This window comes from Parabacteroides sp. AM58-2XD (genome assembly GCF_003463685.1).
GTDB classification, from domain to species: Bacteria; Bacteroidota; Bacteroidia; order Bacteroidales; family Tannerellaceae; genus Parabacteroides; species Parabacteroides segnis.
On the sequence record NZ_QSDP01000137.1, the window covers coordinates 1 to 13575 of the forward strand.

Annotated in this window: 5 protein-coding genes and 3 pseudogenes; 7 read left to right on the forward strand and 1 reads right to left on the reverse strand. The window is 43.0% G+C overall.

The window, feature by feature from the left end:
* The 7 genes and pseudogenes from tet(Q) to DXA15_RS22650 form a co-directional block, all read left to right on the forward strand.
* Window positions 1-1837 (forward strand): annotated as a pseudogene (gene tet(Q) / locus DXA15_RS22620) (tetracycline resistance ribosomal protection protein Tet(Q)); the annotation flags it as partial.
* Complete coding sequence (locus DXA15_RS22625; protein WP_004291467.1) at window positions 1837-4155, forward strand: ATP-binding protein; 2319 nt, start codon at window positions 1837-1839, stop codon at window positions 4153-4155. The pseudogene tet(Q) and the gene DXA15_RS22625, both read left to right, overlap by 1 nt.
* Window positions 4148-5469, forward strand: a pseudogene (locus DXA15_RS22630) (sigma-54-dependent transcriptional regulator). The gene DXA15_RS22625 and the pseudogene DXA15_RS22630 overlap by 8 nt, the downstream one beginning before the upstream one ends.
* Window positions 5470-5748: 279 nt before the next feature.
* Entirely contained in the window at window positions 5749-6171 is a 423-nt protein-coding gene (locus tag DXA15_RS22635; protein ID WP_004291474.1) for a dihydrofolate reductase family protein, read from the forward strand.
* 238 nt (window positions 6172-6409) lie between these two features.
* Window positions 6410-7015, forward strand: a complete 606-nt coding sequence (locus DXA15_RS22640) for an RteC domain-containing protein (RefSeq protein WP_004304269.1) — start codon at window positions 6410-6412, stop codon at window positions 7013-7015.
* Window positions 7016-7316: 301 nt separating this feature from the next.
* Complete coding sequence (locus tag DXA15_RS22645; RefSeq protein ID WP_004291480.1) at window positions 7317-8447, forward strand: ATP-binding protein; 1131 nt, start codon at window positions 7317-7319, stop codon at window positions 8445-8447.
* Between the two features lie 16 nt (window positions 8448-8463).
* Complete coding sequence (locus DXA15_RS22650) at window positions 8464-11718, forward strand: P-loop NTPase fold protein (protein ID WP_128135528.1); 3255 nt, start codon at window positions 8464-8466, stop codon at window positions 11716-11718.
* 131 nt (window positions 11719-11849) lie between these two features.
* Here DXA15_RS22650 and mobC read toward each other — a convergent pair.
* Window positions 11850-13575: pseudogene (gene mobC / locus DXA15_RS22655) on the reverse strand (conjugal transfer protein MobC); the annotation flags it as partial.

Here is a 13575-nt window from a genome sequence, read left to right on the forward strand (position 1 = left end):
CGGAAAAGTGCGGCCGTGTGGATAATGGTGACACCATAACGGACTCTATGGATATAGAGAAACGTAGAGGAATTACTGTCCGGGCTTCTACGACATCTATTATCTGGAATGGAGTGAAATGCAATATCATTGACACTCCGGGACACATGGATTTTATTGCGGAAGTGGAGCGGACATTCAAAATGCTTGATGGAGCAGTCCTCATCTTATCCGCAAAGGAAGGCATACAAGCGCAGACAAAGTTGCTGTTCAGTACTTTACAAAAGCTGCAAATCCCGACAATTATATTTATCAATAAGATTGACCGTGCCGGTGTGAATTTGGAGCGTTTGTATATGGATATAAAAACAAATCTGTCGCAAGATGTCCTGTTTATGCAAACTGTTGTCGATGGATCGGTTTATCCGGTTTGCTCCCAAACATATATAAAGGAAGAATACAAAGAATTTGTATGCAACCATGACGACGATATATTAGAACGATATTTGGCGGATAGCGAAATTTCACCGGCTGATTATTGGAATACGATAATCGCTCTTGTGGCAAAAGCCAAAGTCTATCCGGTGCTACATGGATCAGCAATGTTCAATATCGGTATCAATGAGTTGTTGGACGCCATTTCTTCTTTTATACTTCCTCCGGCATCAGTCTCAAACAGACTTTCAGCTTATCTCTATAAGATAGAGCATGACCCCAAAGGGCATAAAAGAAGTTTTCTTAAAATAATTGACGGAAGTCTGAGACTTCGAGACGTTGTAAGAATCAACGATTCGGAAAAATTCATCAAGATTAAAAATCTAAAGACTATTTATCAGGCAGAGAGATAAATGTTGATGAAGTGGGTGCCAATGATATCGCGATTGTAGAAGATATAGAAGATTTTCGAATCGGAGATTATTTAGGTGCTAAACCTTGTTTGATTCAAGGATTATCTCATCAGCATCCCGCTCTCAAATCCTCCGTCCGGCCAAATAAGCCCGAAGAGAGAAGCAAGGTGATATCCGCTCTGAATACATTGTGGATTGAAGACCCGTCTTTGTCCTTTTCCATAAACTCATATAGTGATGAATTGGAAATCTCGTTATATGGTTTGACCCAAAAGGAAATCATACAGACATTGCTGGAAGAACGATTTTCCGTAAAGGTCCATTTTGATGAGATCAAGACTATCTACAAAGAACGACCTATAAAAAAGGTCAATAAGATTATTCAGATCGAAGTACCACCCAACCCTTACTGGGCCACAATAGGGCTGACTCTTGAACCCTTACCGTTAGGGGCAGGGTTGCAAATCGAAAGTGACATCTCCTATGGTTATCTGAACCATTCTTTTCAAAATGCCGTTTTTGAAGGGATTCGTATGTCTTGCCAATCTGGTTTACATGGATGGGAAGTGACAGATCTGAAAGTAACTTTTACTCAAGCCGAGTATTATAGCCCGGTAAGTACACCTGCTGATTTCAGACAGCTGACCCCTTATGTCTTCAGGCTGGCTTTGCAACAGTCAGGTGTGGACATTCTCGAACCGATGCTCTGTTTTGAGTTGCAGATACCCCAAGTAGCGAGTTCCAAAGCTATTACAGATTTGCAAAAACTGATGTCTGAGATTGAAGACATCAGTTGTAATAATGAGTGGTGTCATATTAAAGGGAAAGTTCCATTAAATACAAGTAAAGACTATGCCTCAGAAGTAAGTTCGTACACTAAGGGCTTAGGCATTTTTATGGTTAAGCCATGTGGGTATCAAATAACAAAAGACGGTTATTCTGATAATATCCGCATGAACGAAAAAGATAAACTTTTATTCATGTTCCAAAAATCAATGTCATTAAAATAATGGAGCGGTCAGGAAATTTCTATAAGGCAATACGGTTGGGATATATACTTATCTCCATTCTTATCGGATGTATGGCATATAATAGCCTCTATGAATGGCAGGAGATAGAAGCATTAGAACTTGGCAATAAAAAAATAGACGAGCTCCGAAAAGAAATAAACAATATCAATATTCAAATGATAAAATTTTCTCTATTGGGTGAAACAATACTGGAATGGAACGATAAAGATATCGAGCATTACCATGCACGGCGTATGGCAATGGACAGTATGCTCTGCCGTTTCAAGGCCACCTATCCAGCAGAGCGCATCGATAGTGTGCGCAGTCTTTTAGAGGATAAGGAACGACAGATGTTCCAGATAGTCCGGTTAATGGATGAACAACAATCTATTAACAAGAAGATAGCCAATCAAATTCCGGTTATTGTACAGAAAAGTGTGCAGGAACAGTCCAAAAAGCCAAAACGAAAAGGTTTCTTAGGCATATTCGGCAAAAAAAAGGAAGTAACTCCAGCAGTATCAACCACTATCCTTCATTCGGTCAATAGAAACGTAATCAGCGAACAGAAAGTGCAGGATCGCCAATTGTCGGAACAAGCCGACAGCCTTGCAGCTCGTAATGCAGAACTTAACAGACAACTGCAAGAATTGATTTGCCAAATAGAAGAAAAGGTACAAACCGAACTGCAAAGCCGGGAAAACGAAATAGTTGCCATGCGTGAAAAGTCATTTATGCAAGTAGGCGGTTTAATGGGATTCGTTCTTCTATTGTTGTTAATTTCCTACATCATCATACATCGTGATGCAAAAAGCATTAAACAATACAAGCACAAGACAACTGATTTGATAAGGCAACTGGAACAATCCGTACAACGGAACGAGGCACTGATAACGTCAAGGAAGAAGGCGGTACATACTATCACCCATGAACTGCGCACACCGCTGACAGCAATAACAGGCTATGCCGGACTGATACGGAAAGAACAGTGTGAGGATAAGTCCGGGCAGTATATCCAAAACATACTGCAATCCTCCGACCGTATGCGGGATATGCTTAACACTTTGCTTGACTTCTTCCGCCTGGACAACGGCAAGGAACAGCCCCGTCTGTCACCCTGCCGGATTTCAGCAATCACGCACACACTTGAAACGGAGTTCATGCCTGTTGCCGTGAACAAAGGGCTGTCCTTGTCCGTGAAGACTGGACACGATGCCATTGTATTGACCGACAAAGAGCGAATAATACAAATCGGGAATAACCTGCTGTCAAACGCTGTCAAGTTCACAGAAGAAGGCGGTGTTTCTTTGATTACTGAATATGATAATGGAGTTCTGACACTGGTCGTTGAAGATACAGGTACAGGCATGACAGAAGAGGAACAGAAACAAGCGTTCGGTGCGTTTGAACGTCTATCAAATGCCGCCGCAAAGGAGGGTTTCGGGCTTGGGCTTGCCATAATGCGTAATATTGTGTCGATGCTTGGCGGAACAATCCGTTTAGACAGCAAGAAAGGGAAAGGCAGTCGTTTCACAGTTGAAATTTCTATGCAGGAAGCTGAAGAACAGCTTGGATATACAAGCAATACACCTGTTTATCATAACAATAAATTCCATGATGTTGTCGCCATTGACAATGATGAGGTATTACTTCTGATGCTGAAAGAGATGTATTCCCAAGAAGGAATACACTGCGACACTTGCACCGATGCTGCGGCACTGATGGAAATGATACGCCAGAAAGAATACAGCCTGTTGCTGACAGACTTGAATATGCCCGATATAAACGGTTTCGAATTGCTGGAACTGTTGCGTTCGTCCAACGTGGGCAATTCACCAACAATCCCGGTGGTTGTGGCAACCGCTTCGGGCAGTTGTAACAAAGGGGAACTATTGGCAAAAGGCTTTGCCGGATGCCTGTTCAAACCGTTCTCCATATCGGAACTGATGGAGGTTTCCGACAGGTGTGCCATAAAAGCGACACCGGACGGGAAACCGGACTTTTCCGCCTTATTGTCCTATGGCAATGAAGCCGTCATGCTGGAAAAGTTGATAACTGAAACAGAAAAGGAAATGCAGGCGGTACGGGATGCAGCAAAAGAAAAAGACCTGCAAAAGCTGGATTCCCTGATCCACCACCTGCGCAGTTCGTGGGAGGTGCTCCGTGCCGACCAACCGCTGAATGTACTTTACGGATTGCTTCGTGGCGATGCTCTCCCGGATGGTGAAGCGTTAAGCCATGCCGTGACTGCCGTGCTGGATAAGGGAGTGGAAATAATACGGTTGGCAGAAGAGGAAAGGAGAAAATACGAAGATGAATAAGACAAAAATAATTGTGGTGGAAGACAACATCGTGTATTGCGAATATGTCTGCAATATGCTGTCACGGGAGGGCTACCGCAATATGAAGGCTTACCACCTCTCAACCGCGAAGAAACATCTGCAACAGGCAACAGATAATGATATCGTGGTTGCCGACCTGCGTCTGCCTGACGGCAGTGGCATAGACCTTTTGTGCTGGATGCGAAAGGAGGGAAAGATGCAGCCCTTCATCATTATGACCGACTACGCCGAAGTTAATACCGCCGTGGAAAGCATGAAACTCGGCTCGATAGACTATATTCCCAAACAGCTTGTGGAGGATAAACTTGTCCCCCTGATCCGTTCCATACTGAAAGAACGTCAGGCAGGACAACGCCGTATGCCTATATTCGCCCGTGAAGGTTCCGCCTTTCAGAAAATCATGCACCGCATAAGGCTGGTAGCCGCCACCGATATGAGCGTGATGATATTTGGTGAGAACGGCACGGGCAAGGAGCATATTGCCCACCTGTTGCATGACAAGAGCAAACGTGCAGGCAAGCCATTTGTGGCGGTGGACTGCGGTTCACTCTCCAAAGAGCTTGCACCGTCGGCTTTCTTCGGACACGTCAAAGGTGCATTTACAGGTGCGGACAATGCCAAGAAAGGATATTTCCATGAGGCGGAAGGCGGCACGTTGTTTCTGGACGAGGTAGGAACCTCGCGTTGGAAACCCAACAGATGTTGCTCCGTGCCATACAGGAGAGGCGGTATCGCCCGGTCGGAGACAAGGCAGACCGGAATTTCAATGTCCGCATCATCGCTGCTACCAATGAAGATTTGGAGGTATCGGTGAATGAAAAGCGTTTTCGGCAGGATCTTCTGTACCGCCTGCACGACTTCGGGATAACCGTTCCTCCGTTGCGTGACTGTCAAGAAGACATTATGCCGCTGGCAGAGTTCTTCCGTGATATGGCAAACAGAGAGCTGGAGTGTAGCGTGAGCGGGTTCAGTTCCGAAGCACGTAAAGCGTTGCTGACACACGCATGGCCGGGCAACGTGCGGGAACTTCGGCAGAAAGTTATGGGTGCTGTATTGCAGGCGCAGGAAGGTGTTGTCATGAAAGAGCATCTGGAACTTGCCGTGACGAAACCGACCTCTACTGTCAGCTTCGCCTTGCGCAATGACGCGGAGGATAAGGAGCGGATATTGCGTGCGTTGAAACAGGCAAACGGCAACCGGAGTGTCGCCGCAGAACTGCTCGGCATAGGCAGGACAACACTATACAGCAAACTTGAAGAGTATGGACTTAAATATAAATTCAAGCAATCATAGCCCGTAATTCACTGAATTTGGCTATCTTTGCATAACATTTGAGAAAAACGGCGATTGGCAGGAGCTTTTCGCCGCCAACATATAGGATAAGACCGCAAGGCGTTTCAAGCGAAAATCTGGTAAATTGGAACTACGGAGACGATTGCGTGATGCTTATGCTATGCTTACGCATAGCGTGCATTCACGTACTCTCCGTAAAGGCTTTACCAGAGCCATCGCTTGAAGGTAGTGTGAATTGCACGCTACTTTTTTACCCTTGCCTAACGAAAGGAAACGATTATGGGTAAAGTTCAGATTCTCGCCGTACTGACGATGGACGGATGTCTTTCTTCAGAGTTATATGATAAAGCACATCAGGATTTGTGCCTTGACCGTTGCGGTCTTGATGAAATCAGGAAGAAAGCCTTTTACCGTGTGACACCGGACTATTCCATTTCAATGCTGCACGAATGGAGAAAAGACTGCACAAACATCCGTTACCTCGCGGAAGCCACACCGGACACGGCAGACTATATAAACGGACTGCTGCGGATGCACGCTGTGGATGAAATCATACTATACACCGTTCCTTTCATATCCGGAAGCGGACGACATTTTTTTAAGTCGGCTCTGCCAGAGCAACACTGGACGCTTTCCTCTTTGAAAAGCTATCCCAACGGTGTATGTCGCATTATCTATATCCTTGATAAAAAAGCAAGATAGCCAAAATGTGCGGCAAGCATACATTTCTATTTTCAGGAATAGAATAAATGTTCCGATTACAAACAATTTAAGTCGGAGATAATTTGTCCTTGTGAAAAAATACTGAATTTTATACCTCTGAAATCCAGCACTTTGTAAAATTGAGTGTTGGATTTTTTATTTTCTGCCGCGTTTTTTGCCAATTATATTCATGTGCGCACGCAGAAAACAAAGTGTAATTTTCAAAATTGACAGAACCATGAATTATTTCTTGCTGGCGGAAACCGACTTTTTCCGCCTGATAAACGAAGCCGGCGACTGCAATATGGAAACGGCATACACGGCTTTCGCCACCCAAGTGATCGAACTGTGCAACGGCGGCATGGACATGAACCTTACCGTCATCGCGCTTGCCTACATCGAAATCGAGTTGCAGCACCATCCCGTACGTAATCTGTCAGAAGAAAAAAGAGAGATTGCCGCCTACGTCAGCAAGGCTCTGTCTTTCGTAAGAAAGATGCAGAAATTCCTTGCCACGCCCCAAGTGCCACCACTAATATCCGCCAACAACGCAACAGAAACCACCGCCAGCCTTCTTCAATGGACGGGCAATGCCATCGACCTCGTGGAACTTATCTACGGCATAGACGTGATGGGCTGCATCAACAACGGCAATATGCCGCTCAAACAGCTCGCCCCACTTCTCTATAAGATATTCGGGGTTGATTCTAAAGACTGCTACCGCTTCTACACTGATATCAAACGCCGGAAGAACGAAAGCCGCACCTATTTCATTGACAGGATGCAGGAAAAACTGAACGAGAGAATGTTGCGTGATGAGGAGTTGGAGCGGATGAGAAAATAAAAAAATATCCATTACATATGAGAAGACAGGAATACTCGTATCCTGTCTTTTTATTTTCATTTAATTATATATTAATTAGCACAATATATGTGAGTTTTTCATTCCTATAAGGACAAATTTCAGAAACGTATGTCTGGTAAATTATTGAGTCATCATAGTATGAACATATATCATTACTAAAAACAATGAAACAACTTCCATAAGATTGTGGTTGTAAAAATCGCCATTTAATAGCCCGTTTTTTTTGTAAAATTCGCCAATTAAAAAAATATGATTATCTTTGCATTATATTTTATAAGGTATGGAAACAGTAAATAGAATACTTCAAGAGAAGATTACAGCACGAATCGCGCCCAATAAAGCAGTACTGATTTTTGGTGCTCGCCGTGTTGGTAAAACGGTAATGATGCGTAAAATTGTGGACAACTATTCAGGTAGGACGATGATGCTCAACGGCGAAGACTACGACACATTAGCACTATTGGAGAATCGCTCAATAGCCAATTATCGGCATTTATTGGATGGTATTGATTTGCTGGCTATTGATGAGGCACAGAACATACCACAAATCGGTAGTATTCTGAAGTTGATAGTTGATGAAATACCGGGAATAAGTGTCTTGGCAAGTGGTTCTTCGTCATTCGATTTGCTGAATAAGACTGGTGAACCGTTGGTCGGCCGCAGTACGCAATTTCTCCTTACACCATTCTCGCAACGGGAAATCGCACAGACGGAAACGGCACTTGAAACCCGCCAGAACCTCGAAGCGCGCTTGATTTACGGTTCCTATCCCGAAGTAGTAATGATGGAGAACTATGAACGTAAAACAGACTACCTACGTGATATTGTCGGTGCATACCTGCTTAAAGATATCTTAGCAATTGACGGCTTAAAAAATTCGAGCAAGATGCGCGATCTACTGCGATTGATAGCTTTTCAGTTGGGCAGCGAAGTTTCTTACGAAGAGTTAGGTAAACAACTCGGCATGAGCAAGACGACCGTTGAAAAATACCTCGACCTATTGGAAAAGGTCTTCGTTATCTATCGTCTGGGGGCTTATTCGCGTAACCTACGCAAGGAGGTTACAAAAGCTGGCAAGTGGTACTTCTACGACAACGGCATTCGCAATGCCATTATCGGGGCTTTCTCACCGCTGGCCATTCGGCAGGATGTCGGTGCGCTGTGGGAGAACTACATCATCGGAGAGCGGCGCAAAGCGAACTTCAATGAGGGACTGCACAGGGAGTTCTATTTCTGGCGCACCTACGACAAACAGGAAATCGACCTGATTGAGGAGAGTGCCGACAGTCTTACCGCCTTGGAGTTCAAGTGGGGAAATAAAATGCCGGCCGCACCGAAAGCCTTCCAAGAAGCCTATCCCTATGCCGAGTTTCATGTGGTAAATCGGGAGAATTATTTGGAGTTCGTATAATCAATAAATTACGTATATGGAAACAAAACTACAATCCAAACAGCAATATCCGCGGTTTATCCAAAATAAACCGTGTGGTATTGACAAATTCGATGGAGGTTCGCAAGAAAGGTTGGCAAAAACTATTGCTCGCCATTTTTGTCAGAATGATTCATTGGATGAGGAATGTACTTTACCTCGAATTATCGGCATCGAAGGTATTTGGGGATCTGGAAAATCCAACGTGGTTAAAATGTTGGAACGTGAATTATCAGACGACTATTACTTTTTTGAGTATGACGCATGGGGACATCAAGAGGACTTGCAACGCCGCTCTATATTGGAATTGCTTACAAGCAAACTTATTGATGATGGTATCCTATCTGGAAATGCAACAATAAAAGTCAAAGGTGGAGGTACGAAAACCGTATCATGGTCTGAAAAGCTGAAATATTTATTAGCCCGTAAAACGGAGACCGTAACCGAAAAATATCCCCTTATCAGTAATGGTATGGTTGCGGCATTTTTGGTTGCAGTTTTAACTCCGATATTTACATTTATTGCGTATGCAGTAAAACCTACACCCACAACATGGTGGTTTTCTTTATTGTCTATTATCATAGCTGCACTGCCAGTTCTTATTGCATTGTGCGTTTGGAAATGGGCATATAGCAAAGATCATAAATATGGATGGAGTTATATGTTAGCTATTTATCAAGATAAAGTCGAAAAGGACGTTTGCTATGAGACTTTGAGCGAAGACGAACCAACGGTTTACGAGTTCAAAACATGGATGCAAGACATTTCTGATTTTATCAAGGAAAAAGGACAACGTAAATTAGTCCTTGTTTTTGACAACATGGATCGTCTCCCCGCTGAAAAAGTAAAAGAATTATGGTCTTCTATCCATACGTTCTTCGCCGATAGCGGTTTTGAAAATGTTTGGGCTGTTATTCCTTTCGATGAAACACATTTAGCTTGTGCATTCGGAGATGAGACCGACGAACAAACGAAACAACTGACCAAGTATTTTATCAATAAAACTTTCCCTATTGTTTATCGTGTTGCTCCTCCTGTTATTACCGACTATCGAAGTATATTCAACAAACTGTTTGTTGAAGCATTTGGAGAAACAGAAAATGAAGCGAAAGAAACTATAAATCGGATATTCAGATTGGTAAATCCTAATGCCAATGTTAGGGAAATTATATCATATATCAATGAGATGGTCGCTCTTAAACAAGAGTGGTGTAACGAAATTTTGATGATAAACATAGCATTGTTCTGTTTGAAGAAGACGGATATTCTGGCAAATCCAGTAGAACAAATATTGTCCGGCGACTATCTGAATGGCATTCAAACAATAATTAACAATGATCTGCAAACACAACGCGAAATTGCAGCTTTGGTATATGGTGTCGATGTTGAAGATACTCGACAAATTCCATTGAAAAAATATATTGAAGGCTGCATCAACGGAGAAGAAGACCACGACATAAATCAATATGCAGAGACTAATAAACAATTTGACACTGTATTAGAAGAAGTTATACAATGTATGGACAATGCGCTTATCGATAAGATTATACATTGTTTGCATAAATTAACTCGAAAGAGCGATGTTATTCTGCGTGTATGGCAAAGAATAGCACAATTGAAATTAAAAGAATCCATAGAGAAGCAGGTGTTCCCTGTCGAATACCAAGAACTGCTGTTGCATTTAGACACGGAAAGCCAAAACCATGTGATTGCTCAATTATATAAGAAGATAGTTCGGTTCAATGACTTCAATGGCGGCGACTATTTCAAAACGTTAGATGCAATAGACAGGTTTATTGCGCAAAATAAGTTGGCGTGCGATTTTACGTCATTGATTGAAGCAAAAACAGTCAAGCCAAATACATTTATCGATTATATTCAAGCTGCAAATGCAACAGATGCTGCCTATCGGGATAACGCGACAACTAAAGCATATAAATATTATCAAGTAGCAACAAATTCGGAGGCGCTCGATAATTATTTGGCAAACTTACTACCCGATAATTTCGACCATGCAGATATTGTAAAAACGTTAAAAGATAATTCTACCTATACGTTTCCAACGCTTTTGCAAGCGATCACGAATTGCATTGATGAACAGAATGTAAATAAAGATAATATAGGGGCTATATTTACAACCTATCGTTTATTGGCATCTGACGAAGAAAGACCTTTACCTGTAACGTTAGATTCAACCTACATAAATCAGTTGCATTCTGAATTAGAAACTGATGGCCGAAACATTAAAGAGTCTGGATATTACGATTTAGTCGCCATGCAATTGGCACATGGTCATTCCGTTTCCTTAATAGAGGGTGGAGATATAAAATATGTTGCAGAACTCATGGACTATTATGTGGATCATGGAGACTTATTAGTAAATAGTGTGGGATGGAATATACCGCTATTAAATGAAACACTACAATACATGGTAAATCATAAACTTGGCTATAAATTATTGCTCTCAGACATATTGCCCCAATTTGAAGATATTAAGAACAGAATAGGTGTAACGGATGAGGTATTTATCGAGCATTTAGCAGAGTGGAATACCGATTTGGATAAGTATATCACTAAGAACAATATTAAAGATGTAATTCCTGACGCATCTTTTTACGATTTGACCACTAAAATAAGCAATGTCCTGACCGATCATATCAATAAAATAGCGTTCGAAGCGTTGTCTGAAATAAGTGTTGATACATTATACGCCCAAAGAACAGCACATACATCATATTATTGGTTTGTCGCAATAAAACATTTACTGGCTAAAATCAAATCCTTGCCAGATAACTTGACTGAATTTGGCAAAAAGATTCTGATGGATATTGCTTCTGGAACTCAAAGTTTGAATCCTTTCCCTAATTGTTTCAAGAATATAGTTGAAAGATTGGATAAACGAAAAATTAAATCGACAGTTACCGATATAAGAAATGATTTCTGCATCGGTAAAAAGACTATCAATGCAATAAAGTTTCAATTTTTCGAAACATGGCTTAGATCGCATGGTAATTTGAAAAGTCAAGCTGGAGACGTTATTGATAAAATAGTGAAACCTGTAATTTCCGATGGGGCATGCCGTTCATTGATTCTGCAAAACAAAGATTTTTATATGGATTTAATAAATACAGCAGGGGATGATGCTTATGAATTGAAAAAGAGTCTCCGAAACCTCATACAAAAAGATTCAGATCCGCAATTGGTTAAATTTGTCAATTCGATAGATTCAGTACCTGAGGTTGAAACCGCGTAAGTATTTGTCTAACAAGTCCGAATTTTACGATTTTACCCGTCAGAACTGAAGTGCCCCCCAAAAAAATTGTATCCAACTTTTGGGGGTCACTTCAAACTTCGATAGGGATAATTTTCAATTTTGGGGACTTGTTAGACAGTCTCATTATCTGGTAGCAGTTTACACAGCACCGGATCGTTTTTGATACGCTCCAGTTCCTCCTGCACAATCTGCTTCACCTCTTCCTTGATGCGCCGGTAGTTCGCCTGCACCGTTTCCTTCATGCGGTCGTTGCCGTCCTCGTCCGTGAAGTTTGTAATGACGGGAATTTTCTTGTAGGCACTTTCTTCCCGTTTCACCTTTTCGGCATCCACCACAATCTCGCAATGAAAAATCTTCTGCTCGATACGCTCGTTGAAGTTGTCGGATACAGAACCGACAAACATTCCCTGCGTAAGCCCGGAAATCTTACTCGGTGGAATGAGCGCGTCCATCTGCGTGTTGATGGAGGTGGAAACATCCTGCCGGTTGATGGAGATGGACTGCCGTTTCTGCAACACCTTACCGAACCGCTCGGAGAGCGTCTTGGCTGTTTCCCCCACCACCTGACCGGAGAAAATATTGCCGACAGTGTTCATCACCACTTTCGCCTCTTTGTCCCCGTAGTCACGCACTAACTGGCTGAAATCCTGAAAGCCCAGACACACGGCAACCTTGTTGCTTCGGGCGGTAGCTATAAGATTGTCCAACCCTTTGAAGTATATTGTGGGCAACTCGTCGATGATGACCGATGACTTCAGCATCCCCTTCTTGTTGATGAGCTTCACGATACGGGAATTATACAGACCGAGTGCCGCACCGTAGATATTCTGACGGTCGGGATTGTTACCCACGCAGAGGATTTTCGGCTCTTCGGGATTGTTGATGTCCAGCGTAAACTCGCTGTCTGACATCACCCAGTAGAGCTGCGGTGAAATCATCCTCGAAAGCGGGATTTTTGCCGACGCTATCTGACCCATGAGCTGCTCCGCAGCCCCTCCAAGCCACGCATCCATGAACGGCGAAAGGTAGTTCTCCAGCTCCGGATAAGAGGTCAGTATCGGAAATATATCCTCGTAACGGCGGTTCAGAAACTCGATAGCATGGGGAAACGTGCAAAACTTCCCGTTCTGATAGATTTTGAGATACCAGATAATACTGGCAAACAGAATGATAGGTGACTCCACGAAGAAGTCGCCCTGCTTTTGCACCCACGTTTTATTGAGGTTGAGCATTATTGTGTAGGCACTCTCATAGGCATCCGTAATATCTTCCATAAAATCCGGGTGAATGGGATTGCACCGATGAGAGCGTCGCGGGTCGTCGAAGTTGATCACATAGAACTTCGGCTTTACCTTGTAGCCGTCCGGGTGGTTCAGCAAATGGTTGTAGGCAATAGTAGATAGGTCGGGATACTTGAAATCGTAGATGTATTGACTAAAGCCCTTTTCAATCTGTTGCTTGATAAAATTGTTTACCACGGCATAGGACTTGCCGCTGCCCGGCGTACCCAACACGATGGACGCACGGAAGGGATTAACTACATTGATCCAACCGTTGTTCCAGCGTTTCCTGTAATAGAAACGTGTCGGCAGATTGACCGAATACTCGCTTTCGATAAGCCTCGTTTCCTGCATGAAACTCTCGTTCTCGTTGTTGAAAACATCCTCCATCAAATTGTGTTTCAACAGGCGGCTCATCCACAGACCACCCATCAACAGGCAGACATAGCCCGTTCCAATGGTAAGGACATACAGTCCCGTCACCGCTTCAAGCGGCAGCGCAGGGGCAGCAACCACCAGTTCAGGAAAAACAGCACGAACCCGACGGCAAATGCTG